The sequence below is a fragment of the Yokenella regensburgei ATCC 49455 genome (assembly GCF_000735455.1).
Lineage (GTDB): Bacteria > Pseudomonadota > Gammaproteobacteria > Enterobacterales > Enterobacteriaceae > Yokenella > Yokenella regensburgei.
Genome location: NZ_JMPS01000026.1, coordinates 1 through 24,764 on the forward strand (window position 1 = coordinate 1; position 24,764 = coordinate 24,764).

20 protein-coding genes, 1 pseudogene and 1 other annotated feature are annotated in these 24,764 nt (G+C 56.7%); of the genes and pseudogenes, 12 read left to right on the forward strand and 9 right to left on the reverse strand.

Translation table 11 applies throughout. The annotated features are described in order from the left end of the window. Nucleotides 1–3,328 (forward strand): mechanosensitive channel MscK (mscK, locus tag GYRE_RS07895; protein ID WP_038254379.1); only part of this gene is annotated, 3,328 nt, incomplete at its 5' end. Between the two features lie 7 nt (nucleotides 3,329–3,335). Here the strand turns inward: mscK and rsmS are convergent. Both rsmS and priC read right to left on the reverse strand, forming a co-directional pair. Beyond that, complete coding sequence (gene rsmS, locus GYRE_RS23635) at nucleotides 3,336–3,509, reverse strand: pleiotropic regulatory protein RsmS (protein WP_006818855.1); 174 nt, start codon at nucleotides 3,507–3,509, stop codon at nucleotides 3,336–3,338. Nucleotides 3,510–3,522: 13 nt separating this feature from the next. Beyond that, the gene (gene priC, locus GYRE_RS07900; protein WP_038254380.1) at nucleotides 3,523–4,050 is read right to left on the reverse strand and encodes a primosomal replication protein N''; all 528 of its coding nucleotides are present in this window, start codon (nucleotides 4,048–4,050) and stop codon (nucleotides 3,523–3,525) included. A gap of 67 nt (nucleotides 4,051–4,117) precedes the next feature. Here priC and GYRE_RS07905 point away from each other — a divergent pair, with 67 nt between their 5' ends. The 9 genes and pseudogenes from GYRE_RS07905 (at nucleotide 4,118) to GYRE_RS07945 (ending at nucleotide 13,607) form a co-directional block, all read left to right on the forward strand. Next, nucleotides 4,118–4,501, forward strand: coding sequence for a DUF454 family protein (locus tag GYRE_RS07905; protein ID WP_006818857.1), 384 nt, complete (start codon nucleotides 4,118–4,120; stop codon nucleotides 4,499–4,501). A gap of 147 nt (nucleotides 4,502–4,648) precedes the next feature. Then, nucleotides 4,649–5,200: an adenine phosphoribosyltransferase gene (apt, locus tag GYRE_RS07910; protein WP_038254383.1), complete on the forward strand. Its 552-nt coding sequence runs from the start codon at nucleotides 4,649–4,651 to the stop codon at nucleotides 5,198–5,200. 215 nt (nucleotides 5,201–5,415) lie between these two features. After that, nucleotides 5,416–7,348 (forward strand): annotated as a pseudogene (gene dnaX / locus GYRE_RS07915) (DNA polymerase III subunit gamma/tau). Further along, nucleotides 6,677–6,742 (forward strand) — a sequence feature (DnaX frameshifting element). (Overlaps the previous pseudogene by 66 nt.) 50 nt (nucleotides 7,349–7,398) lie before the next feature. Next, nucleotides 7,399–7,728, forward strand: coding sequence for a YbaB/EbfC family nucleoid-associated protein (locus tag GYRE_RS07920; protein WP_038254386.1), 330 nt, complete (start codon nucleotides 7,399–7,401; stop codon nucleotides 7,726–7,728). Next, nucleotides 7,728–8,333 (forward strand): recombination mediator RecR, encoded by a 606-nt coding sequence (gene recR / locus GYRE_RS07925; protein ID WP_006818861.1) that lies wholly within the window; start codon nucleotides 7,728–7,730, stop codon nucleotides 8,331–8,333. Before GYRE_RS07920 ends, recR begins: the two co-directional genes overlap by 1 nt. Before the next feature lie 112 nt (nucleotides 8,334–8,445). Further along, a complete protein-coding gene (gene htpG / locus GYRE_RS07930) occupies nucleotides 8,446–10,320 on the forward strand; it encodes a molecular chaperone HtpG (protein ID WP_006818863.1) in 1,875 nt (624 codons plus the stop codon). A 188-nt stretch (nucleotides 10,321–10,508) separates the two neighbouring features. Continuing rightward, nucleotides 10,509–11,153, forward strand: a complete 645-nt coding sequence (gene adk / locus GYRE_RS07935; RefSeq protein ID WP_006818864.1) for an adenylate kinase — start codon at nucleotides 10,509–10,511, stop codon at nucleotides 11,151–11,153. 122 nt (nucleotides 11,154–11,275) lie between these two features. After that, nucleotides 11,276–12,238 carry a ferrochelatase gene (hemH, locus tag GYRE_RS07940; protein ID WP_038254388.1) on the forward strand — a complete coding sequence of 321 codons (963 nt, stop codon included), beginning with the start codon at nucleotides 11,276–11,278 and terminating at the stop codon, nucleotides 12,236–12,238. 64 nt (nucleotides 12,239–12,302) lie between these two features. Further along, nucleotides 12,303–13,607: an inosine/guanosine kinase gene (locus tag GYRE_RS07945; protein ID WP_038254426.1), complete on the forward strand. Its 1,305-nt coding sequence runs from the start codon at nucleotides 12,303–12,305 to the stop codon at nucleotides 13,605–13,607. A 40-nt stretch (nucleotides 13,608–13,647) separates the two neighbouring features. On the opposite strand, the gene ybaL is transcribed toward GYRE_RS07945, so the two are convergent. Next, a complete protein-coding gene (ybaL, locus tag GYRE_RS07950) occupies nucleotides 13,648–15,321 on the reverse strand; it encodes a YbaL family putative K(+) efflux transporter (RefSeq protein WP_038254389.1) in 1,674 nt (557 codons plus the stop codon). A gap of 235 nt (nucleotides 15,322–15,556) precedes the next feature. Then, entirely contained in the window at nucleotides 15,557–16,777 is a 1,221-nt protein-coding gene (locus tag GYRE_RS07955; protein ID WP_038254392.1) for an MFS transporter, read from the reverse strand. A gap of 173 nt (nucleotides 16,778–16,950) precedes the next feature. On the opposite strand from GYRE_RS07955, the gene ushA reads away from it, so the two are divergent. Then, complete coding sequence (gene ushA / locus GYRE_RS07960) at nucleotides 16,951–18,603, forward strand: bifunctional UDP-sugar hydrolase/5'-nucleotidase UshA (protein WP_006818870.1); 1,653 nt, start codon at nucleotides 16,951–16,953, stop codon at nucleotides 18,601–18,603. A 74-nt stretch (nucleotides 18,604–18,677) separates the two neighbouring features. On the opposite strand, the gene ybaK is transcribed toward ushA, so the two are convergent. The 3 genes from ybaK to copA form a co-directional block, all read right to left on the reverse strand. Next, entirely contained in the window at nucleotides 18,678–19,157 is a 480-nt protein-coding gene (gene ybaK / locus GYRE_RS07965; RefSeq protein ID WP_038254395.1) for a Cys-tRNA(Pro)/Cys-tRNA(Cys) deacylase YbaK, read from the reverse strand. A 201-nt stretch (nucleotides 19,158–19,358) separates the two neighbouring features. Further along, on the reverse strand, nucleotides 19,359–20,153 hold the full coding sequence (locus GYRE_RS07970; RefSeq protein WP_038254397.1) for a TraB/GumN family protein: 795 nt from the start codon (nucleotides 20,151–20,153) through the stop codon (nucleotides 19,359–19,361). 94 nt (nucleotides 20,154–20,247) lie between these two features. Next, on the reverse strand, nucleotides 20,248–22,749 hold the full coding sequence (gene copA / locus GYRE_RS07975) for a copper-exporting P-type ATPase CopA (protein ID WP_038254399.1): 2,502 nt from the start codon (nucleotides 22,747–22,749) through the stop codon (nucleotides 20,248–20,250). A gap of 109 nt (nucleotides 22,750–22,858) precedes the next feature. Between copA and cueR the strand changes: the two genes are divergently transcribed. Further along, nucleotides 22,859–23,275 (forward strand): Cu(I)-responsive transcriptional regulator, encoded by a 417-nt coding sequence (cueR, locus tag GYRE_RS07980; protein ID WP_038254401.1) that lies wholly within the window; start codon nucleotides 22,859–22,861, stop codon nucleotides 23,273–23,275. Here cueR and GYRE_RS07985 read toward each other — a convergent pair. Together GYRE_RS07985 and GYRE_RS07990 are read right to left on the reverse strand one after the other, a co-directional pair. Further along, nucleotides 23,272–23,733: an NfeD family protein gene (locus GYRE_RS07985; RefSeq protein WP_006818875.1), complete on the reverse strand. Its 462-nt coding sequence runs from the start codon at nucleotides 23,731–23,733 to the stop codon at nucleotides 23,272–23,274. The genes cueR and GYRE_RS07985 overlap by 4 nt on opposite strands. After that, complete coding sequence (locus GYRE_RS07990) at nucleotides 23,730–24,647, reverse strand: SPFH domain-containing protein (protein ID WP_006818876.1); 918 nt, start codon at nucleotides 24,645–24,647, stop codon at nucleotides 23,730–23,732. The genes GYRE_RS07985 and GYRE_RS07990 overlap by 4 nt, the downstream gene beginning before the upstream one ends. Nucleotides 24,648–24,764: the final 117 nt, after the last annotated feature.

A 24,764-nucleotide genomic window follows, 5' to 3' on the forward strand; every position in this document is an offset into this window, starting at 1 on the left:
TTGGCGAAACACGCTTACAGCACTGTTCGTGCTGTCCATCAGCTTCTTTGCTTTGACGTCGGTGGGGTATGCCCGCGCCGGAGCCAATGACCTGCCCGATCGCGCGGATGTTCAGGCCCAGTTAAACACCCTGAACAAGCAAAAAGAGCTGACCCCGCAAGATAAGCAGGTCATGCAGGATCTTAATCAGACGCTGCAGACGCTGGATAAGCTTGACCGTGTGAAAGAAGAGACCGCCGCGCTTAAGCAACAGGTTGCGCAGGCACCAGCGAAACTGCGTCAGGCGACAGATAGCCTGAATGCACTCAGCGATGTGGACAGCGACGAGGAAACCCGCAAAACGCTGAGCACCTTGTCACTGCGCCAGCTGGAAGCCCGGGTCACCGATATGCTGGACCAGTTGCAAACCGCACAAAGCGACCTTGCCACCTACAACAGTCAACTGGTGTCGCTGCAAACCCAGCCAGAACGCGTGCAAAACGCCATGTACACGGCCTCGCAGCAGCTTCAACAGATTCGTAACCGCCTGAACGGTACTGCGGTTGAAGAAGCCGCTTTGCGTCCCAGCCAGCAAACTCTGCTGCTGGCCCAGCAGGCATTGCTCAACGCGCAGATAGATCAGCAGCGTAAGAGCCTTGAAGGTAACACTACGCTGCAGGATACCCTGCAAAAACAACGCGATTACGTCACCGCCAACAGCAACCGTCTGGAACACCAGCTGCAGTTACTGCAGGAAGCGGTGAACAGTAAACGTCTGACCCTGACGGAAAAAACCGCCCAGGAGGCCGTAACGCCGGATGAAACCGCGCGCATTCAGGCCAACCCGCTGGTTAAACAAGAGCTGGATATCAACCATCAGCTGAGCCAGCGCCTCATCACGGCCACTGAAAATGGTAACCAGCTGGTTCAGCAGAACATCAAAGTCAAAAACTGGCTGGACCGTGCGCTGCAGTCCGAACGCAATATCAAAGAACAGATCGCAGTGCTGAAGGGGAGCCTGCTGCTGTCGCGTATCCTCTACCAGCAGCAGCAGACGCTGCCGTCGGCAGACGAACTGCAGGACATGACCAACCGCATCGCCGATTTACGTCTGGAGCAGTTCGACGTCAACCAGCAGCGCGATGCCCTGTTCCAGAGCGATGCCTTTGTCGCTAAGGTGGAAGAGGGGCACAGCGCGGATGTGAACCCGGAGGTTCACGATGCGCTACTGCAGATTGTCGATATGCGCCGTGAACTGCTCGATCAGTTCAACAAGCAGTTGGGTAACCAGCTGATGATGGCTATCAACCTGCAGATCAACCAGCAGCAGTTGGTGAGCGTCTCGAAGAACCTCAAAGAGATCCTTACCCAGCAGATTTTCTGGGTGAACAGCAACAAACCTATGGACTGGGATTGGGTTAAATCCTTCCCGAAAGCGCTGAAAGACCAGTTTAAGGCGATGAAAATTACCGTTAACTGGGAAAAGGCGTGGCCGGCGGTGTTTGTCGCCTTCCTCGCCGGTTTACCGCTGCTGCTGATTGCCGGGCTCATTCGCTGGCGTCTTGGCTGGCTGCGCGCATATCAGCAAAAGCTGGCGTCCCAGGTCGGACAGCTGCGCAATGATACTCAGCTGCATACCCCGAAAGCGATTCTTATCGACCTGATTCGGGCGCTGCCGGTGGTGATGATTATTCTGGCGGTAGGGCTTATCCTGCTGACCATGCAGCTCAACATCAGCGACCTGCTGTGGGCGTTCAGTAAGAAACTGGCGTTGTTCTGGCTGGTGTTCGGTCTGTGCTGGAAAGTGCTCGAAAAAGACGGCGTGGCGGTGACTCACTTCAATATGCCACCGGAGCTCACCAGCCACTGGCGTCGACAGATTGTCCGCGTCAGCCTTGCGCTCCTGCCGCTGCACTTCTGGTCGGTAGTCTCCGAGCTGTCGCCACTGCATTTGATGGATGACGTGCTGGGGCAGTTTGTCATTCTGCTGAACCTGCTGCTTATCGCCGTGCTCATCTGGCCGATGTGCCGTGACGCCTGGCGTGACAAAGAGTCTCACAGCCTGCGTCTTATCACCGTGACCGTGCTGGCGATTGTCCCTATTGCGCTGATGGTGCTGACCGCGACCGGTTACTTCTATACCACGCTGCGTCTGGCGGGGCGCTGGATTGAGACCGTTTATCTGGTCATTCTCTGGAACCTGCTGTATCAGACGGTGCTGCGCGGTCTGAGCGTCGCGGCGCGCCGTATTGCCTATCGTCGTGCGCTTGCCCGTCGCCAGCACATCGTCAAAGAGGGTGCCGAAGGGGCCGAGCCGCAGGAAGAGCCCACCATGGCGCTTGAGCAGGTTAACCAGCAGACGCTGCGTATCACCATGCTGGTGATGGTGGCGCTATTTGGCGTGATGTTCTGGGCGATTTGGTCCGATCTCATCACTGTGTTTGCTTATCTCGACAGCATTACGCTGTGGCAATACAACGGCACGGAAGCGGGTGTCAGCGTGATGAAGAGCGTCACGCTCGGCAGTCTGCTCTTCGCTATCATTGCCTCGATGGTCGCCTGGGCGCTTATCCGCAACCTGCCGGGCCTGCTGGAGGTTATCGTCCTCTCCAGGCTCAACATGCGGCAGGGGGCTTCGTACGCGATAACCACTATCCTCAACTACGTCATTATTGCGGCAGGCGCGATGACGGTGTTTGGATCGCTTGGCGTCTCGTGGGACAAACTGCAATGGCTGGCGGCAGCGCTGTCGGTAGGTCTTGGTTTTGGCTTGCAGGAGATCTTCGGTAACTTTGTCTCGGGCCTGATTATTCTCTTCGAGCGCCCGGTGCGTATTGGCGATACCGTCACCATCGGGACCTTCTCCGGGACGGTCAGCAAGATCCGAATTCGTGCGACGACCATTACCGATTTTGACCGTAAAGAAGTGATCATTCCGAACAAAGCGTTTGTGACCGAGCGTCTCATCAACTGGTCGCTGTCCGATACTATCACCCGCGTGGTTATCCGCCTTGGCGTGGCCTATGGCTCGGATCTCGATAAGGTGAAAGAGGTGTTACTGAAGGCGGCACATGAGCACTCGAAAGTCATGCCGGATCCGGCACCTTCGGTCTTCTTCACCACGTTCGGCGCCAGCACGCTGGATCACGAACTGCGCCTCTACGTGCGCGAGCTGCGCGATCGTAGCTATACGGTGGATGAACTCAACCGCGCCATCGATCGCCTGTGCCGTGAAAACGGGATCGACATCGCCTTCAACCAGCTTGAAGTTCACCTGAGAAATGAAAAAGGTGATGAAGTGACGGAAGTGAAGCGCGAAGTGAAGGGCGACGACCCGACACCGGCCTGATTCTGCGCTATAACGGCTCCTTTCCCGATGGGGGAGGAGTCGTTTTCATTTTGTTCTCGTAATCACGTTTTACTATTTCCAGCGCGCTCAGCACCGTTTGTGGGGCGATGGCGTGCTCTTCCAGCAGCATAATCAGATCGACCGCCAGTTTGACGTCATCCGGGGCGTTTTCCAGCGACATATTCTCTCCTTTGTTAGCGCGTCATGCGCGCAATAACCGCATCAATACCCTGCAATGCCTTGCGGCAGCGGGTGAGCCTGCCGCTAAAAGCCTCAACTTCACGCGTCAGGCGCTGCTGTTCGGTGAAATCCTGCGTCTGTGCCAGTTGCCGCTGGCGTTCCTGGGTCATCTCCAGCAGGCGGCGCTCATACTCCTGATGCTGCAGGCGCTTGCGCTGCCAGCGAATCAGTGACGGCGAACCGCTGTCCCACGAACGCAGTGACCAGGCCGCAGTTTCCCGGGAGATCGCCTCCACCTGCGCTGCCAGCCGTTCCGCCAGCCAGACAATTTGCGGCAACTGCTGCTTCTCAATGGCCTGTTTCAGCGCCGTCAGATGATGGCGCGTTTCTTCCAGGCAGTCCTGCAAAAGCGGGCTGCGGGTCTGAAACAGCTGCCGGTCGAAGCGGGGGCCGAGCGTCGCAAAATGCGCCAGCGGGCCAACGCGTGCTTCAAGCTGCGCAAGCTGCTGTTCAAGGGTATGTAAAAGTAAATCAGTTTTCACATCGGCCTTCCGATTCCGGCTCCGGTTTATGCTACATTAGCGGCTAAATTTGATAACGATTCTCATCATGCAACGGACTATTTTAATCATCATTGGCTGGTTAGCGGTAGCCCTTGGCACATTGGGGGTCGTATTGCCGTTGTTGCCGACGACGCCGTTTATTCTGCTGGCCGCCTGGTGCTTTGCCCGTTCATCACCCCGTTTTCATCACTGGCTGCTGTACCGCTCCTGGTTTGGCGGTTATCTCCGTTTCTGGCAGCAGCATAAAGCAATGCCAAAAGGCGCCAAACCACGCGCTATTCTTCTGATTTTAGTCACTTTCGCGGTTTCATTATGGCTGGTGAAAATGGCATGGGTCAGAATTTTGCTGTTGGTTATCCTAAGCTGCTTGCTGATTTTTATGTGGCGTATTCCCGTCGTTGATAAAAAACAACAAAAACCAGAAAGCTGACGAATGACGGTTGCAATTCTCACCCGCAGCCAGTAAATTCGGGCGTTTTCGAGTACGGGTGCGACTGGTCAAAGGTTGAGCGAAACTCCCTTCTGATACCGTTATCGCGCGCCGTTTAGCAACATCGTTTTTATCAGGCACACTCTTATGACCGCGACTGCACAGCAGCTTGAATATCTGAAAAACAGCATCAAAAGCGTCCAGGACTATCCAAAACCTGGCATCCTGTTCCGGGACGTCACCAGTTTGCTGGAAGATCCGAAAGCCTATGCGCTGAGCATTGAACTGCTCACCGAGCGTTACAAAGACGCAGGTATCACCAAAGTCGTCGGCACCGAAGCGCGTGGTTTTCTGTTTGGCGCGCCGGTAGCTCTGGCCATGGGCGTCGGTTTTGTTCCGGTGCGCAAACCGGGCAAACTGCCGCGCGAAACCATTTCCGAAAGCTACGAGCTTGAGTACGGTACCGATAAGCTGGAAATCCATACCGATGCCATCAAACCGGGCGACAAAGTGCTGGTGGTGGACGATCTGCTGGCAACCGGTGGCACCATTGAAGCCACCGTGAAGCTTATTCGTCGTCTGGGCGGAGAAGTAAATGATGCCGCCTTCATCATCAACCTGTTCGATCTGGGCGGCGAGCAGCGCCTCGAGAGCCAGGGGATTAACTGCTATAGCCTCGTACCATTCCCGGGACACTGATCAGGCTATCTTATTTGCCATTTTGCCTCCGGGCAGTGCTCAAAATCCTCACGTACTCCAGGTACGCTCCGGTTTTTCCGCGCTGTCCGAATCCAAACTGGCTGCAACGATAACGCCTGATTTATCAGTTCCCGAGACACAGCCTCGCGGTCACCGCGAGGCTGTGTTAGCATTACTCTCCGACTATCCACCTTCCAGCGTTTCAGAGCCTGCCCATGAGTTATCAGGTCTTAGCCCGAAAATGGCGACCACAAACCTTTGCTGACGTTGTCGGCCAGGAACATGTGCTGACCGCCCTGGCGAATGGCTTATCGTTAGGGCGTATTCATCACGCGTATCTCTTCTCCGGCACCCGTGGCGTCGGTAAGACCTCTATTGCCCGCTTGCTGGCGAAGGGGCTTAACTGCGAATCCGGGATCACCGCGACGCCGTGCGGCGTGTGCGATAACTGCCGTGAAATCGAGCAGGGGCGCTTTGTCGATCTGATTGAGATCGATGCGGCGTCGCGGACCAAAGTTGAAGATACCCGCGATCTGCTGGATAACGTCCAGTACGCCCCGGCGCGCGGCCGCTTTAAAGTCTATCTGATCGATGAAGTGCACATGCTCTCGCGTCACAGCTTTAACGCGCTGTTGAAAACGCTGGAAGAGCCGCCATCGCACGTCAAATTCCTGCTGGCGACCACCGATCCGCAAAAGCTGCCGGTGACCATTCTCTCCCGCTGCCTGCAGTTCCATCTGAAGGCGCTGGACGTAGAGCAGATCCGTCACCAGCTTGAGCATATTCTCGCCGAAGAGTATATCGAGTCTGAACCACGGGCGTTACAGCTGCTGGCACGCGCCGCCGACGGCAGCCTGCGTGATGCACTGAGCCTCACCGATCAGGCGATTGCCAGCGGGGAAGGCCAGCTGACCACCGAAGCCGTGAGCCAGATGCTCGGCACCCTCGACGACTCACAGGCGCTGTCGATTGTTGAGGCGCTGGTCGCCGCCGACGGCGAGCGCGTGATGAACCTCGTTAACGATGCCGCCCAGCGCGGCGTTGAGTGGGAGGCGCTGCTGGTAGAAATGCAAAGCCTGCTGCACCGCGTCGCGATGGTCCAGCTGTCGCCATCGGCGCTGGGTACAGATATGGCGGCCGTTGAGCAGCGGATGCGCGAACTGGCGCGAACCGTACCGCCCACGGATGTTCAGCTCTACTATCAGACCATGCTGGTAGGGCGCAAAGAGTTGCCCTATGCGCCAGACAGGCGGATGGGTATTGAAATGACGCTGCTGCGCGCGCTGGCATTCCACCCGCGCCAGCCGCTGCCAGAGCCGGAAGTTCAGGCGCAGTCTTTTGCGCCCGTCGCGCCAACGGCGGTGCTGAACCCTAATCAGGTTCCCGCGCAAAGCCCGGCGGCCCTGGCATATCAGAACGAATCGCTACCGGACTCCACGAGTCAGGTGCTGGCAGCCCGTAACCAGCTGCAACGCACCCAGGGAGCGACCAAAGCAAAAAAAGAGTGAACCGGCAGCCGCTTCCCGCGCGCGGCCGGTGAATAACGCTGCGCTGGAAAGACTGGCATCCGTGACGGAGCGCGTTCAGGCGCGTCCGGCTCCTGCCGCGCTTGAGCAGCAGAAAGCGGTGAAGAAAGAGGCGTACCGCTGGAAGGCCACCACGATTGTCGAAACCGTGAAAGAAGAGGTGGCCACGCCGAAGGCGCTGAAAAAAGCGCTGGAGCACGAGAAAACGCCAGAGCTGGCGGCTAAGCTTGCGGCAGAGGCCATCGAACGCGATGCCTGGGCGGCAGAGGTCAGCCAGCTCCAGCTACCGAAATTGGTTGAGCAGGTGGCGCTCAACGCGTGGAAAGAGCAGACCGGCAATCAGGTTTGTCTGCACTTACGGCCAACGCAACGTCACCTGAACTCGGCCGGTGCGCAAAAAGCGCTGGCTGAGGCAATGTCGACGCTGCAGGGTGCGCCCGTTGAATTAACCATCACAGAAGATGATAATCCAACTCACCGCACGCCGCTGGAGTGGCGACAGGCCATTTACGAAGAAAAGCTCGCGCAGGCGCGCGAGGCCATGATTGCGGATAGCAACATTCAGACGCTGCGTCGATTCTTCGATGCGGACCTGGATGAAGAGAGTATTCGCCCCATTTGACCGTAAGCCTGGCTTGCGGGTCGATATCACCATCAATGAGAGAGAAGCCTATGTTTGGTAAAGGCGGTCTGGGTAACCTGATGAAACAGGCCCAGCAGATGCAAGACAAAATGCAGAAAATGCAGGAAGAAATCGCTCAACTGGAAGTGACCGGCGAGTCTGGCGCTGGCCTGGTTAAGGTGACCATTAACGGTGCGCACAACTGCCGTCGCGTGGAAATCGATCCGAGCCTGCTCGAAGACGACAAAGATATGCTGGAAGATCTGGTCGCTGCTGCATTCAACGATGCTGCTCGCCGTATCGACGAAACTCAGAAAGAAAAAATGGCCTCTGTTTCCTCCGGTATGCAGCTGCCGCCGGGCTTTAAGATGCCGTTCTGATGCAAACCAGCCCGCTGTTAACCCAGCTAATGGAAGCGCTGCGTTGCCTGCCGGGCGTTGGCCCGAAGTCAGCACAGCGCATGGCGTTTACGCTGTTGCAGCGCGATCGCAGCGGCGGCATGCGCCTGGCGCAGGCGCTGACGCGTGCGATGTCAGAAATTGGTCATTGTGCGGACTGCCGTACTTTTACCGAGCAGGAAGTGTGCAACATCTGTACGAATCCGCGTCGCCAGGAAAACGGCCAGATCTGCGTGGTGGAGAGTCCTGCGGACATCTACGCCATTGAGCAGACCGGGCAGTTCTCCGGCCGCTACTTTGTGCTGATGGGGCATCTTTCCCCGCTGGACGGGATTGGCCCGGACGATATCGGCCTCGACAGGCTCGAACAGCGTCTGGCGTCAGAAACGCTGACCGAAGTGATTCTGGCAACCAACCCGACCGTTGAAGGTGAAGCTACCGCTAACTATATTGCTGCGCTTTGTGCGCAATATGGCGTGGAAGCCAGCCGTATCGCCCACGGCGTACCGGTGGGCGGCGAGCTGGAGATGGTTGACGGCACCACGCTGTCGCACTCTCTGGCCGGACGTCACAAGATTAAATTCTGACCAAACGGAGGCCAAAACGCTGGCCTCCGCTTGAAATTCTCTTTGCGTATCCCCATCTCCTCCTCAACGCTTTTTTCTTACTGTTACCTGTTTTCGTTGAGGTATTCCAAACATGAAAGGACAAGAGACCCGCGGCTTTCAGTCTGAAGTAAAACAACTTCTGCACCTGATGATCCACTCTCTGTATTCGAATAAAGAAATCTTCCTGCGTGAGCTTATCTCTAACGCCTCTGATGCGGCCGACAAGCTGCGCTTCCGCGCGCTGTCTAACCCGGATCTGTACGAGGGCGACGGTGAACTGCGCGTTCGCGTCTCCTTTGATCAGGCTAACCGCACCCTGACCATCGCCGATAACGGCATCGGTATGACCCGCGATGAGGTCATCGATCATCTGGGTACGATTGCCAAGTCCGGCACCAAAGCCTTCCTCGAATCCATGGGCTCTGACCAGGCGAAAGACAGCCAGCTTATCGGTCAGTTTGGCGTGGGCTTCTACTCGGCGTTTATCGTCGCCGACAAAGTGACCGTCCGCACCCGTGCCGCCGGTGAAAGCGCTGAAAACGGCGTGTTCTGGGAGTCCCAGGGCGAAGGTGAGTACACCGTTGCCGACATCAATAAAGCCGATCGCGGTACCGAAATCACCCTGCATCTGCGTGAAGGCGAAGATGATTTCCTGAACGACTGGCGCGTACGCTCGATCATCAGCAAATACTCCGATCATATCGCGCTGCCGGTAGAGATTGAAAAACAGGAAGAGAAAGACGGTGAAACCGTGGTTTCCTGGGAGAAAATCAACAAGGCGCAGGCGCTGTGGACCCGTAACAAGTCGGAAATCAAAGACGACGAGTACAACGAATTCTACAAGCATATTGCTCACGACTTTACTGACCCGCTGACCTGGAGCCACAACCGTGTGGAAGGTAAGCAGGAGTACACCAGCCTGCTGTACATTCCGTCGCAGGCACCGTGGGACATGTGGAACCGCGATCACAAGCACGGCCTGAAGCTGTACGTGCAGCGCGTGTTCATCATGGACGACGCTGAGCAGTTTATGCCGAACTATCTGCGTTTCGTGCGCGGCCTGATAGATTCCAACGATCTGCCGCTGAACGTATCGCGTGAGATCCTGCAGGACAGCACCGTGACCCGTAACCTGCGTACGGCGCTCACCAAGCGTGCGCTGCAGATGCTGGAGAAACTGGCGAAAGACGACAGCGAAAAATATCAGACCTTCTGGAAGCAGTTCGGCCTGGTGCTGAAAGAGGGCCCGGCGGAAGACAGCGCCAACGCGCAGACTATTGCGAAGCTGCTGCGTTTTGCGTCTACCCACACCGACTCCTCTGCCCAGACCGTGTCGCTGGAAGAGTACATCTCCCGCATGAAAGAAGGGCAGGAGAAGATTTACTACATCACCGCCGACAGCTATGCGGCCGCGAAGAGCAGCCCGCATCTGGAGCTGCTGCGTAAGAAAGGCATCGAAGTGCTGCTGCTGTCTGACCGCATCGACGAGTGGATGATGAGCTATCTGACCGAGTTCGACGGCAAAGCGTTCCAGTCTGTGGCGAAAGCGGACGACTCCATCGATAAGCTCGCTGATGAAGTGGACGAAAGCGCGAAAGAAGCGGAAAAAGCGCTGACGCCGTTCGTTGAGCGTGTGAAAACCCTGCTGGGCGACCGCGTGAAAGAGGTGCGTCTGACGCATCGTCTGACCGACACCCCGGCGATTGTCACCACCGACGCGGACGAAATGAGCACCCAGATGGCAAAACTGTTTGCCGCTGCGGGCCAGGCCGTACCGGAAGTGAAATACCTGTTCGAACTGAACCCGGATCACCCGCTGGTGAAACGCGCCGCCGATACCCAGGACGAAGCGCAGTTCAGCGAGTGGGTTGAACTGCTACTCGATCAGGCGCTGTTTGCCGAGCGCGGTACGCTTGAAGATCCGAACCAGTTCATCCGTCGTATGAACCAACTGCTGGTGTCCTAAGCCTTCCCCTCACCCTAACCCTCTCCCCGTGGGAGAGGGTCGGGGTGAGAGCATCAAACCTCCCGCTACGCAAAATATCTGACCATTAACCGTTTCAGCCGTGAGGCCTTCCTTGAGCCATCGGCGTTCTGGTGGTATGGTTTAGCGCTTTTTGAATAATTAAATCGACTTTTGAGGGGATTTTCGCAATGCGTATTATTCTGCTTGGCGCTCCGGGCGCGGGTAAGGGAACTCAGGCTCAGTTCATCATGGAGAAGTACGGTATTCCGCAGATCTCCACCGGTGATATGCTTCGCGCCGCGGTAAAATCTGGCTCAGAGCTGGGTAAACAAGCAAAAGACATCATGGACGCCGGTAAACTGGTTACTGATGAACTGGTTATCGCGTTGGTGAAAGAACGCATTGCACAGGAAGATTGCCGCAACGGTTTCCTGCTGGACGGCTTCCCGCGTACTATTCCGCAGGCAGACGCCATGAAAGAAGCGGGTATCAACGTTGACTACGTACTGGAGTTCGACGTACCGGACGAGCTGATCGTTGACCGTATTATTGGTCGTCGCGTACACGCAGCGTCTGGCCGCGTTTACCACATCAAATTCAATCCGCCGAAGGTGGAAGGCAAAGACGACGTGACCGGCGAAGAGCTGACCACCCGTAAAGACGATCAGGAAGAGACCGTGCGTAAGCGCCTGGTGGAATACCATCAGATGACCGCGCCGCTGATTGGCTACTACTCCAAAGAAGCACAGGCGGGTAACACCAAATACGCTAAAGTTGACGGCACCAAAGCCGTGACTGACGTGCGCGCAGAGCTGGAAAAAATCCTCGGCTAATCGGTAAAATTGCCGGATGGCGGCGTAAACGCCTTATCCGGCAACACCTCTCGCAGCAATTAGTTTTTCTTCCCCGCTTTTCAGCTACAATTATCAGCCATTTAGACGATTAAGAGGCGGTAATGCGTCAGATGAAAACCGGCATTCTGTTAGCCAACCTCGGCACCCCCGATGCACCAACTCCTGCGGCGGTAAAACGCTATCTGCGACAGTTCTTAAGCGACTCGCGCGTGGTGGATACGCCACGGCTGCTGTGGTGGCCGCTGCTGCGTGGCGCAATTTTGCCCATTCGCTCCCCGCGCGTGGCAAAGCTGTATCAGTCGGTCTGGATGGAAGGCGGTTCGCCGTTGATGGTTTATAGTCGCCAGCAGCAGCAGGCCCTGGCCGCACGTCTGCCAGACACTCCGGTGGCGCTGGGGATGAGCTATGGCTCTCCGTCGCTGGCAAGCGCGGTAGAGGAGCTACTGGCGCAGAAAGTGGATCATATTGTCGTACTGCCGCTGTACCCACAGTATTCCTGCTCCACCGTTGCCGCGGTGTGGGACGAACTGGGGCGCATTCTGGCGACTAAACGCCATATCCCGGGCATTTCGTTTATCCGTGACTACGCCGATAACCAGGCCTATATTCAGGCGCTGGTGGCAAGTGCCAGAGCCTCGTTCGAAAAACACGGTGAGCCGGACGTGCTGCTGCTCTCCTATCACGGCATTCCGCAACGTTATGCCGATGAGGGCGACGACTATCCGCAGCGCTGTCGTGATACCACCCGTGAGCTGGTTAATGCGCTTGGGATCTCCCCGGATCGTGTGATAATGACCTACCAGTCGCGCTTTGGCCGTGAACCATGGCTGACGCCTTACACCGATGGAACGCTGAAAATGCTGGGTGAGAAGGGCGTAAACCATGTTCAGGTGATGTGTCCGGGCTTCTCCGCTGATTGTCTGGAGACGCTGGAGGAAATTGCCGTACAGAACCGGGAGTTCTTCCTTGAGGCTGGCGGCAAGAAATATGAGTACATTCCCGCGCTTAACGCCGATCCTGCGCATATTGAGATGATGGTGAGTTTGACCGCACCCTATCGGTGATCGCGTGCGGCTGGGGGGATATGTTATTATTCCCCGCTTGTCCCCCATCATCTCGATCAACATCATGAAATTTCCTGGTAAACGCAAGTCTAAGCACTATTTCCCCGTCAACGCCCGCGATCCGCTGCTGCAGCAGATTCAGCCGGAAAGCGAAAACAGCGCCTCCTGGGTGGTCGGTATCGACCAGACGCTGGTAGACATTGAAGCGAAAGTAGATGATGCGTTTATTGAGCGCTACGGCCTCAGCGCCGGACACTCGCTGGTGATTGAAGATGATGTGGCGGAAGCGCTGTACCAGGAGCTGGTGCGTGAAAACCTCATTACCCATCAGTTTGCCGGTGGCACTATCGGCAATACCATGCACAACTACTCGGTACTGGCCGACGACCGTTCGGTGCTGCTGGGCGTGATGTGCAGCAACATCGAAATCGGCAGCTACGCCTACCGCTATCTGTGTAATACCTCCAGCCGTACCGATCTCAACTATCTGCAGGGCGTGAACGGCGCGATTGGCCGCTGCTTTACGCTCATCAGCGACGCCGGAGAGCGTACCTTCGCGATAAGCCCGGGCCACATGAACCAGCTGCGCGCTGAGAGTATTCCGGAAGCGGTTATTGCTGGAGCCTCCGCGCTGGTTCTGACTTCCTACCTGGTGCGCTGCAAGCCGGGCGAGCCGATGCCGGAAGCCACCATGAAGGCTATCGAATACGCTAAAAAATATAACGTGCCGGTGGTGCTGACCCTGGGGACGAAGTACGTGATCGCCGATAACCCGGAATGGTGGCAGGCGTTCTTAAAAGAGAACGTCTCGATTCTGGCGATGAATGAAGAAGAAGGTGAAGCGCTGACCGGCATTGCCGATCCGCTCCTGGCCTCCGATAAAGCGCTGGAGTGGGTCGATCTGGTGCTGTGTACCGCCGGGCCAGTTGGTCTGTACATGGCGGGCTACACCGAAGATGAAATGAAGCGTAAAACCCAGCATCCGCTGCTGCCGGGGGCGATTGCCGAATTCAACCAGTTCGAGTTCAGCCGCGCGATGCGGTTGCAGGACTGCGGATCACCGCTGCGGATCTACTCGCACATCGCGCCGTACATGGGCGGACCGGAGAAGATCATGAACACCAACGGTGCCGGTGATGGCGCGCTGGCGGCGCTGCTGCACGATATTACCGCCAACAACTATCACCGCAGCAACGTGCCAAACTCCAGCAAACATAAATATACCTGGCTTACCTACTCGTCGCTCGCCCAGGTGTGTAAATACGCGAACCGCGTGAGTTACCAGGTGCTGAACCAGCACTCCCCGCGTCTGACCCGTGGTCTGCCAGAGCGGGAAGACAGCCTCGAAGAGGCATACTGGGAGCGTTAAGCGTCGTTTCCCCTCACGCCGTAAGGGTGAGGGGAAAATATCACGCTACGTCAGGCTTCAGCTCATCCGCCGTCAGCAGCGACATCATGGTGTTCGCGATTTCACGTTCGCCCATCACCACCTCATTTGCCCCCCGCTCGCTGATGTAAGCCACCTCGTCGTCGTAGTGTGCACGGGCAATAATCTCGATAGTCGGGCACTTCTCGCGGGCTGAAGCCACAATCTCACCGGCCTCGTAGCCGTTTGGAATAGTGACCAGCAGCCAGCGGGCGCAGTCGAGGTGAGCCAGATTCATGATCTCTTCGTTGGCGGCGTTACCCAATACCGCACGAACCCCGCGCTCGCGTAGCTCATCGACCCGGGTTCTTGATGTTTCGATCACCACCAGCGGGATCCCTTGCGCCAGCAGCTTTTCTCCCAGCAGGCTGCCAACGCGGCCAAAACCGACCAGCAGCGCGTGGTTGCAGATATCCACCGGGATCTGTTTCTCTTCTTCAATCGCCTCTTCAAGGGTTTGCTCTTCCAGCGTTTCGGTCTTATCGAGGTACTTCTCGAGCAGGGCGAACAGCACCGGGTTCAGCATGATGGAGAGAATAGCGCCCGCCAGCACCAGATTCTGACCTTCCATCGACAGCAGGCCGAGCGCCATCCCGAGGCCCGCCAGAATAAAGGCAAATTCACCAATCTGCGCCAGGCTGGTGGCGATAGTGAGCGCGGTGCGCTGCGAGTGGCCGAACATCCGCACCAGCAGGAACGCCGCCACCGATTTACCAAAGATGATAATCGCCAGCGTACCGAGCACCGCCAGCGGCTGCTCAATCAGCACCATCGGGTCAAACAGCATGCCGACCGAAACAAAGAACAGCACCGCAAATGCATCGCGCAGCGGCAGGGTATCGTGTGCGGCGCGGTGGCTAAGCTCAGACTCGTTCAGCACTACGCCTGCGAAGAAGGCCCCCAGCGCGAAGGAGACATCGAACAGCTCAACGGCGCCCAGCGCAATCCCCAGCGCCAGGGCGAGTACCGAGAGGGTAAAGAGCTCACGCGAACCGGTGGCAGCGCTGCGCGACATGATCCACGGCACCAGGCGGCGGCCCACCACCATCATAATGACGATGAAAGCGATGACTTTCCCGATGGTGATGCTCATATCCAGCGCCAGGGTGGCAAAACCGATATCGCCTTTTTCCATCATGCCGGCGACCGCCGACAGCAGAACCAGCGTCAACACCATCACCAAATCTTCAACAATCAACCAGCCGATAGCGATTTGCCCGCGCTGGCTATCAATAAGTTGTCGTTCTTCCAGTGCACGCAGTAGCACCACGGTACTGGCGGTGGATAAACACAGGCCAAACACTACGCCGGTCATCAGCGACCAGCCGAGCATGGCCGAGAGCGCCATCCCCAGAAGCGTAGCGACGGCTATCTGCGCTATCGCGCCGGGAATGGCGATGGCCTTTACCGCCATCAAATCTTTCAGGGAGAAATGGAGACCGACGCCGAACATCAGCAGAATAACGCCAAGCTCTGCGAGCTCCGGAGCCAGTTTGGTATCCGCGACAAAACCAGGGGTAAAAGGTCCGGCCAGAACACCCGCTAACAAATATCCCACCAGAGGAGAAATGCGCAATTTATTGGCAATCATTCCGAGGATAAAAGCGAGCACAAGGCCGCCAACAATGGTGGTGATAAGCGGTGTGGCGTGATGCATTCCGTCTCCTTTCGTGTCTGCGTGATCCATTTTCTGGTCAAAAAGCCAGAAATCCAGGTAACAGTTTATGACAAATTAACCCATTCTGTTTATGAATAATTGTTGAATCATGAAGAAAATCGCTATTCGGGGAGAAAAAAGCACGGATGGGAAAGTGGAGGCGGTGTTGCGACGATGAGGCTTGATATCACAAGGAAAAAACGCCAGCCAAAATTTAACTTTGGCTGGCGCTGAGTCAGGCTTTTTGCCGGTTATCAGGTAGGAATATCGTTAACATGCCCAGAAGTGGCAGGAAAGCACAGATTTTATAGACCAGTTCGATACTGGTATGGTCGGCGATAAGCCCAAGAACCGCGGCTCCCAGGCCTCCCATGCCGAAGGCGAAACCGAAGAATAAACCAGAAACCATGCCGATTCTCCCTGGTAATAGCTCTTGTGCGTACACCAGAATGGCAGAAAATGCGGAGGCGAGGATAAAACCAATGATCACGGTCAGGATCCCGGTCCATTCGAGTGATGCATAAGGTAAAACAAGGGTAAAGGGCGCTACACCCAGTATAGAGCCCCAAATCACATACTTACGTCCAATCTTATCGCCAACAGGCCCGCCAATCATGGTGCCCGCCGCAACGGCGAACAGGAAGGCGAACAGGTGGATCTGCGCGTTTTGTATCGATAATCCGAACTTATGCATCAGATAAAAGGTGTAATAGCTGCTGATGCTCGCCATATAGAAGTATTTCGAGAAAATCAGCATAAGCAGCACGCTGACCGCCAGAATCACCTTGTTACGCGGCAGCGGATTAATCACCGTCGCCTTAGGTTTGCCCTTATTAATACGATGCTGCGCGGCATACCAGCGGCTGATCTGCGCCAGCACCACGATTGCCAGCAAAGCGGCCAGTACAAACCACGCCACGTTGCCTTTGCCGTAAGGGGCGATAATCACCGCCGCCAGCAACGGCCCGAGCGAGCTGCCAAAGTTTCCGCCAACCTGGAACAGCGACTGCGCCAGCCCGTGGCGGCCGCCGGAAGCCATTCGCGCAACGCGGGAGGATTCCGGATGGAAGACGGAAGAGCCGGTACCGACCAGCGCCGCCGCCAGCAGAACGGTGCCAAAGCTGCCCGCGAGGGCCAGCAGCACCAGGCCGCTCAGCGTAAAGCACATCCCGACTGGCAGCGACCACGGCATCGGATGTTTATCGGTCATATAACCCACGACCGGCTGTAATAGCGACGACGAAAGCTGGAAGGTGAGGGTGATCATCCCAATCTGCATAAAGGTCAGTGAAAATTCCGACTGCAGTAGCGGGTATATCGCGAGGATGAGCGACTGGATCATATCGTTCAGCAGGTGAGAGAGGCTAATGGCTCCTAAAATGCCAAAAGAAGTTCGCGCCTTTTTTTCCGAAGACGGCGGGCCTGACAGTGTCGGGCTGGTTTCACTGATTGCCATAGATGTCATTCACTTTGAGTGTGCGATGTTGGAGGATAATCAGAACTGTAATAATTATCAGCCTAAGATAACGTGCCCAGACGTTTGAAGAAAGTCTCAATTCTGAAAACTTATTTGTAACAGATGCGCAGTCACTGTAATTTTGCAGCAATCATTGGGTCAGGGAGAGAAGCATGAAATTTTTGAAACGGGGCGTGGCGCTGGCGGTGCTGGCGGCATGGTCACTGGCAAGCATGCCTGCACAGGCTTATCAGCAGGATAAAACGTATAAAATCACCATCCTGCATACAAACGATCATCACGGTCACTTCTGGCGCAACGAATACGGCGAATACGGACTGGCGGCGCAAAAAACGCTGGTGGACGGTATTCGTAAAGAAGTGGCGGCGGAAGGCGGCAGCGTGCTGTTGCTCTCCGGCGGGGATATCAACACCGGCGTACCGGAATCTGACCTCCAGGATGCGGAACCCGATTTCCGCGGTATGAACCTGATTGGTTATGATGCAATGGCCGTGGGCAACCATGAATTCGACAATCCGATGACCGTCCTGCGCCAGCAGGAAAAACTCGCTAAATTCCCGTTCCTCTCCGCCAACATTTATCAGAAAAGCACCGGAGAGCGGTTATTTAAACCGTGGGCGCTGTTTAAACGTCAGGATCTGAAGATTGCGGTGATCGGTTTAACTACCGACGATACCGCGAAGATTGGTAATCCGGAATTCTTCACCGATATCGAATTCCGCAAACCGGCGGAAGAAGCCAAACTGGTTATCCAGGAGCTGCAGCAGAACGAAAAGCCGGACATCATTCTTGCGACGACCCATATGGGCCACTACGACAACGGCAACCACGGCTCCAACGCCCCGGGTGACGTTGAGATGGCGCGCAGCCTGCCGGCAGGCTCCCTGGCGATGATTGTGGGTGGTCACTCACAGGATCCAGTGTGCATGGCCTCCGAGAACAAAAAGCAGGTGGACTACGTGCCGGGTACCCCGTGTGCACCGGATCGCCAGAACGGGATCTGGATTGTGCAGGCGCATGAGTGGGGTAAATACGTCGGTCGTGCCGATTTCGAATTCCGTAACGGCGAGATGAAGCTGGTGCATTACCAGCTGATCCCGGTCAACCTGAAGAAGAAAGTGACGTACGACAACGGTCAGAGTGAGCGCATTCTGTATACCCCGCAGATAGCGGAGAACCCGCAAATGCTGTCACTGCTGACGCCGTTCCAGAATAAAGGCAAAGCGCAGCTTGGCGTGAAGGTTGGCAGCGTTAACGGTCGACTGGAAGGCGATCGCAGTAAAGTTCGCTTCGTGCAGACCAATATGGGGCACCTGCTGCTGGCGGCACAGATGGCGCGTACCAGCGCTGACTTCGCGGTAATGAGCGGCGGCGGTATTCGTGATTCCATCGAGGCGGGCGACATCAGCTATAAAGACGTGCTCAAAGTGCAGCCGTTCAGCAACGTGGTGGTGTATGTCGATATGCCGGGCAAAGAGGTGGTGGAGTATCTGACCGCGGTTGCGAAGATGAAGCCGGACTCTGGCGCTTACCCACAGTTTGCCAACGTCAGCTTTGTGGCGAAGAACGGCGAGCTTAGCGATTTAAAGATCAAAGGTGAACCGGTTGACCCGGCGAAAACCTACCGCATGGCGACCCTGAACTTTAACGGTACCGGTGGTGATGGCTATCCGCATATCGATACCAAACCGGGGTACGTGAATACCGGCTTTATCGATGCCGAAGTGCTGAAACAGTACATTCAGCAAAATTCACCGCTGGATGCGAACGCCTACGCACCGAAAGGTGAGGTGAGCTGGCAGTAACATCGCATAGGCTGTCGGGCCTACATGGCGTTCATCTTGTAGGCCCGATAAGCGTAGCGTATCGGGCAATGCGATTAATCCCGACGTGCGATATCGGCGAACTTCGCATCCAGCATTTTCGCCAAATCACCTGCCGACAGTTCGATATCTAATCCGCGTTTGCCGCCGGAGACGTAAATCGTCGCAAACTCCTGCGCCGGTGCGTCAACGACCGTCGGCAGCCGTTTCTTCTGCCCCAGGGGGCTTATCCCGCCCACCAGATAGCCGGTGGTGCGTTGCGCAACCATCGGATCCGCCATATCCACTTTCTTCGCGCCCAGCGCTTTCGCGACTTTTTTCAGATCGAGCTGTGTTGCCACCGGCGTGACCGCCACGGCCAGGTGCTTCATGTCGCCGTTGACCGCGACCAGCAGCGTTTTATAAACCTGGTCCGCATTCAGACCAAGCTTACGCACCACCTCGTCACCAAAATTGGTCTCATTCGGGTCGTGTTCGTACGCGTGCAGCTGAAAGGGAATGTTGTTTTTTTCGAGTAACTTAACCGCGGGCGTCATAGCTTACCTTCTTCTGACAAAAACGTTACCCGTAAAGAGTACGCCTGATGGCTGTCTAAAAAATAGTATTATCTTGCGCAATAGTATTGGCAGAGATGATGACTTTGAGCGACAATCGGAGGATCCGGGGTGAAAATTCCGGGATAATAATAATGATGAAATTCCTCTTTGACGGGCCAATAGCGATATTGGCCACTTTTTTTATCTCAGCAGTGACGGCAGATTTCCTTCCCCGTACAGATGCAGCGCGCCGACGGCAACCACATAGCGTCCGGCCGGTAATGCCAGCAACGCTTCGCGCCACGCCTGGTTACGCTGATTCATCAACACATCATAGAGCGGCTCGCTAAAAGTATTCGGCAGGGTAATTGCCCCCTGTTTCGGCGGCTGCGCTAGCCACCAGCCAATCATCACCTGCAGCAGGCGGGCGTTGGTATGCCAGTGGGTCAGGGTATCTTCCAGCAGCGACAGGCCGCTGTCGGGAAGCTGCAGCAGAAGATCTATTTGCCCCTGGGATCCTTCAAGCTCAATGATCTTCACACCGTGCTGCCGGGCATCGTGCAGAAGTTGATAATCCACGCCGTAGTCCGCGCGCAGGCCCAGCTTTTGCGCCTGAGTCGCCTGTAGCACCATCGCAATTTGCCACAGCGGCTGGTTGTCGAACAGCGCCACCGAAAGCCCCAGCTCGTCGGCAAGCGTCTCCAGTTTTTCCCGTTGCTCATCGCTAAGACGCTCCGCCAGCGGCGGAAAGTCGGGGAGGTTGCTGAACGGGGTTTCGTGGCCGGAGATATCGGCTTCAACAATCAGCGCGTCGGCCTGGTGGATTTTCTTCAGCAGTTTTGCCGGGAGCGGCGCCATATCGCGCGTTCCCATGTGAATACTGCCTACTAAGTGGAAATGCCTGTCGCCGGGAAGGGAAATGTCGAGAGCGGGCCAGGAATAAGCGGAGCCCTTGAGAGTATGCCACAGCGTTTTTAGTTGATTTAACAGACCCATACGCACTCCGTGGTTGAAGTCATCATGCTAGCGCGTTGAGAAGAAGGGTGCAAACAGAACCCTCTCACTGTAACAGGAGAGGGTTCTGGGCGGGTTACTCTTTCGGTTTGAAGCGCAGCAGACGGTTGGCGTTACTCACGACGGTAATCGAAGAGAGCGCCATCGCCGCCCCGGCAACCACCGGGTTAAGTAATGTACCGGTGACCGGCCACAGTATCCCGGCGGCAATCGGAATGCCGAGCGAGTTATAAATAAAGGCGCCGAGCAGGTTTTGCTTCATATTGCGCAGCGTCGCTTTGGAAATCGCCAGCGCATCCGCCACGCCGGTCAGGCTATGACGCATCAGCGTAATCGCGGCGGTTTCAATCGCCACATCGCTCCCGCCGCCCATGGCGATACCCACATCAGCCTGAGCCAGCGCCGGAGCATCGTTGATACCGTCGCCAATCATGGCCACGTGACGCCCCTGGCTCTGCAGGCGCTGAATAGCATCGGCTTTACCATCCGGCAGCACCCCGGCGATCACCTCGTCAATCCCCGCCTCTTTGGCGATAGCATTGGCGGTGGTGGGGTTGTCGCCGGTGAGCATCACCAGACGATAACCCGCACGGTGCAGGCGCTCCAGCGCTGCGACGCTGTCTTCACGCAGCGGATCACGCACGGCAATCAACGCAGCGGCTTTGCCATCCACCGCCAGCAGCACCGGCGTGGCGCCCTGAGAAGCTTGCGCCGTCAGTTCGTCATCCAGCGCCTGAGTATCAACCTGCTGCTCATGCAGCAGCGCCTGGTTGCCCAGCAGCAGCGAACGGCCGTCGGCTTCACCGCTCACCCCTAAACCACGCAGGGTCCGGAAAGCATTGACCTGCGGCAGGGCGTTATCGGCGGCTTTATCGAGAATGGCGCGCGCCAGCGGGTGGCTTGAACCTTGTTCCAGCGCCGCCGCCAGACGCAGCGCCCGGGCTTCGCTCCATTCACCGACGGTTTTCACCGCCACCACCTGCGGTTTCCCTTCGGTCAGGGTACCGGTTTTATCAAACACCAGGGTGTCGAGAACGCTTGCCCGCTGCAGAGCATCGGCATCACGCACCAGCACGCCAAACTCGGCGGCACGCCCCACGCCTGAAATAATCGACATCGGCGTTGCCAGACCCAGCGCACAAGGACAGGCGATGATCAGCACCGTTGTGGCAATGACCAGCGTATAGACAATCTGCGGCGCCGGGCCGAAGAAGTACCAGATAGCCGCGCTGATAAGCGCAATGGCCACCACGGCGGGCACAAACACGGCAGAGATTTTATCCGCCAGCTGGCCGATTTCCGGCTTGCTGCTCTGCGCCTGACGTACCATCCGGATGATGCGTGAAAGCGTAGTATGGCTGCCGACCGCGCTGGCGCGGAACAGCACGCTGCCATCCTGCACGACCGTCCCGGCATGAATGCCGTCGCCTTCGCCTTTCTGCTGCGGGATAGGCTCGCCGGTGAGCATAGCTTCATCAAGCCAGGCTTCGCCCTGGGTGATTTCCCCATCAACCGGTACGCGATCGCCGGTGGTCAGGCGCAGCGTCATTCCCGGCTGTACGTCCGCCAACGGCACCTCTTTTTCACCCGCTTCGGTAACCACGCGGGCGGTGGGTGGGGTTAAATCGAGCAGCTTTTCCAGCGCTTTGGAGGAGCGCTGACGTGCCCGGGCTTCCAGCATGTGCCCGAGGTTAATCAGACCGATGATCATCGCGCTGGCCTCGTAATAGAGGTGTCGCGCTTCCATCGGGAACCACTGCGGCCACAGGTTAACGCTCATCGAGTAGAGCCAGGCCACGCCGGTCCCCAGGGCGACCAGGGTATCCATGGTGGCGGTGCCGTTTCTCAGGTTTTTCCAGGCGCTGGTATAGAAGTGGCCCCCGGCGAAGACCATCACCCCAAGGGTGATAAGACCAATCACCAGCCACAGGCTACGGTTGGCGTCGGAGACCATCATGTTGTCACCGATCATCCCCCAGACCATCACCGGAATACCGACCAGCAGGGCGACAATCGCCTGCCAGCGGAAGCGTTTCATAATAGCGATGGAGGTTTCCTGCTGGCGTTCACGGCGCTTGAGGTCATCTTCGATAGCCTCGGCGCCGTAGCCCACCTTCTCCACGGCCTTCACTAAATCGGCGGCGGACGCACTGCCCATGACCAGCGCAGTACGTTCCGCGAGGTTTACCCGTGCCTGTGAGACTCCCGGTACCGCCTGAAGCGCATTTTGTACGCGGGAAACGCAGCTGGCGCAGCTCATTCCGTTGATCAGCAACTGCTGGCTGTCATCCAGATCCTGGGCTGCCGGAAGCTCAGGAGTGGCCGCTGTCAGTGCTTCCGACGGGATAGTTGTCTCTGTCAGCGGATTAGGCTTTGGGTGGCTTAACTCCGCCCCGTATCCGGCCTGTTTGATAGTTTCGATCAGTTGTTCAGCGCTGGCGCTGCCGGTCACTTCGGCATGACTGACGGTGACTTCTGCCTTTTCAACGTCAGGACGTTGTTCCAGGCTCTCTTTAACGCGTTTGACGCAGTGGCCGCAGGTCAGGCCATCGAGCGCCAGGTCGATAGTGTGAGACATAACTAAGCTCCTGTATAATAATCAGGCCAGATGTTGACCTGATTGACCCTTCTCATTTCACTGTGTAGAAGGTTAAACCTTCCATCAAGGGGAAGGTCAAGGGGGAATTTTGAATATTAGTGATGTGGCGAAAAAAACCGGTTTAACCAGTAAGGCTATCCGCTTCTATGAGGAGAAAGGGCTGGTGACGCCGCCGCTGCGTAGCGACAACGGCTACCGCAGCTACACGCAAAAACACCTCGATGAACTGACCCTGCTGCGTCAGGCCCGTCAGGTGGGATTTAATCTTGAAGAGTGCGGTGAGCTGGTCAATCTGTTTAACGATCCGGGCCGTCACAGCGCGGATGTGAAATCGCGGACGCTGCAAAAAGTGGCAGATATCGAAAGGCACATCAAGGAGCTGCAGGAGATGCGCCAGCACCTGCTGGCACTGGCGGCATCCTGCCCGGGCGACGACAGCGCCGACTGCCCGATTATTGATAATCTTTCCGGCGGCTGCCATCACCACGCGAAGGCAAAAAGCTAACGAGGAGGAAGCAGGCGGATACGCAGGGTGATCCCTTCAACGGCGATCACCTCAACTTTGCTGCCCGCCGGCAGATCGTCATCGGCGACGACCGGCCAGGAGCTGTCGCCTACCCGCATATGCCCGCGGCCGTTCATCAGCGTGTCTTCCAGCGTAAAGTGGCGGCCAATCAGCTGTGCGCCGCGCTGGTTGAGGTGGCTGTCGCCAGGACGCTGGCGCTTCACGCGGTTTGCCAGCCATCGCCACCAGAGCCAGGCGGCAACCAGCGTCAGCACGGCGAACAGCGTGCCCTGCCACTCCCAGCCGAAGGGCAGGAGCCACACCAGCATGCCGGTAACCACCGCCGCCACGCCGCTCCACAGCAAATAGCCGTTACCGCCGAGCATTTCCGCCGCCAGCAGTAATCCGCCGAGGCTAAGCCAGAAGATATGCGGATGCGCGAGGATCAATTCGATCATGGTTTTTTCCGTGCACCTGCGCTTTCGTTGAGGAGTTCGCTGATCCCGGCGATCGAACCCATCAGGCTGCTCGCCTCCAGCGGCATCAGCACCACTTTACTGTTATTGGCAGAACCAATCTGCTGCAGCGCGTCGGTGTATTTCTGCGCCACAAAGTAGTTCACCGCCTGAATATCCCCGGCGGCGATAGCTTCAGACACCATCTTCGTAGCGCGGGCTTCTGCTTCCGCCGAACGCTCACGCGCTTCTGCCTGCAGGAAGGCCGACTGACGCTCCCCTTCGGCTTTCAGGATCTGCGACTGCTTCTCGCCTTCCGCTTTGAGGATTTCCGCCTGGCGGACCCCTTCGGCCTCAAGGATATAGGCACGTTTAGTACGTTCCGCTTTCATCTGCGCGTTCATGGAAGAAATCAGCTCTGCCGGTGGGCGCACGTCGCGGATCTCAATACGCGTCACCTTGATGCCCCACGGGTTAGTGGCTTCATCAACAATATGCAGCAGGCGGGAGTTAATGCTGTCGCGCTGAGAGAGCATCTCGTCAAGCTCCATCGAGCCCAGCACGGTACGAATGTTAGTCATCGTCAGGTTGATGATGGCGAGCTCCAGGTTGCTGACTTCGTACGCCGCTTTTGGCGCATCGATAACCTGGATAAAGCACACCGCATCAATGGTGACGTTGGCGTTATCTTTGGAGATGATTTCCTGCGAAGGGATATCCAGCACCTGTTCCATCATGTTGATTTTACGGCCAATGCGGTCCATAAAAGGCACCACAAGGCTCAGGCCTGGCTGCAGCGTGTTGGTATAACGACCAAACCGTTCCACGGTCCACTGGTATCCCTGTGGCACGATTTTGACACCGGCACCGACAATCACCAGCGCCACGAAGATCAGAACGGGAATAAAAATAAGCATGAAAAACCTCCTGTTTTTTGCCTGCGGCGTACGATGTCGTATTGCCAGTAATCGAAAGTATAACTTTTATTCTCGCAACGATGAAAGCTGTGGAGATACACTATTCCTGTAGAGGTA

Excerpts from the sequence above, each read along its gene's own strand:
- htpG (WP_006818863.1), top strand. The coding sequence starts at position 8,446 with ATGAAAGGACAAGAGACCCGCGGCTTTCAGTCTGAAGTAAAACAACTT.
- ybaL (WP_038254389.1), bottom strand. The coding sequence starts at position 15,321 with ATGCATCACGCCACACCGCTTATCACCACCATTGTTGGCGGCCTTGTG.
- copA (WP_038254399.1), bottom strand. The coding sequence starts at position 22,749 with ATGTCTCACACTATCGACCTGGCGCTCGATGGCCTGACCTGCGGCCAC.
- rsmS (WP_006818855.1), bottom strand. The coding sequence starts at position 3,509 with ATGTCGCTGGAAAACGCCCCGGATGACGTCAAACTGGCGGTCGATCTG.
- GYRE_RS07985 (WP_006818875.1), bottom strand. The coding sequence starts at position 23,733 with ATGATCGAATTGATCCTCGCGCATCCGCATATCTTCTGGCTTAGCCTC.
- adk (WP_006818864.1), top strand. The coding sequence starts at position 10,509 with ATGCGTATTATTCTGCTTGGCGCTCCGGGCGCGGGTAAGGGAACTCAG.
- GYRE_RS07955 (WP_038254392.1), bottom strand. The coding sequence starts at position 16,777 with ATGGCAATCAGTGAAACCAGCCCGACACTGTCAGGCCCGCCGTCTTCG.
- GYRE_RS07970 (WP_038254397.1), bottom strand. The coding sequence starts at position 20,153 with ATGGGTCTGTTAAATCAACTAAAAACGCTGTGGCATACTCTCAAGGGC.
- GYRE_RS07990 (WP_006818876.1), bottom strand. The coding sequence starts at position 24,647 with ATGCTTATTTTTATTCCCGTTCTGATCTTCGTGGCGCTGGTGATTGTC.
- recR (WP_006818861.1), top strand. The coding sequence starts at position 7,728 with ATGCAAACCAGCCCGCTGTTAACCCAGCTAATGGAAGCGCTGCGTTGC.
- ushA (WP_006818870.1), top strand. The coding sequence starts at position 16,951 with ATGAAATTTTTGAAACGGGGCGTGGCGCTGGCGGTGCTGGCGGCATGG.
- GYRE_RS07905 (WP_006818857.1), top strand. The coding sequence starts at position 4,118 with ATGCAACGGACTATTTTAATCATCATTGGCTGGTTAGCGGTAGCCCTT.
- apt (WP_038254383.1), top strand. The coding sequence starts at position 4,649 with ATGACCGCGACTGCACAGCAGCTTGAATATCTGAAAAACAGCATCAAA.
- hemH (WP_038254388.1), top strand. The coding sequence starts at position 11,276 with ATGCGTCAGATGAAAACCGGCATTCTGTTAGCCAACCTCGGCACCCCC.
- GYRE_RS07920 (WP_038254386.1), top strand. The coding sequence starts at position 7,399 with ATGTTTGGTAAAGGCGGTCTGGGTAACCTGATGAAACAGGCCCAGCAG.
- GYRE_RS07945 (WP_038254426.1), top strand. The coding sequence starts at position 12,303 with ATGAAATTTCCTGGTAAACGCAAGTCTAAGCACTATTTCCCCGTCAAC.
- ybaK (WP_038254395.1), bottom strand. The coding sequence starts at position 19,157 with ATGACGCCCGCGGTTAAGTTACTCGAAAAAAACAACATTCCCTTTCAG.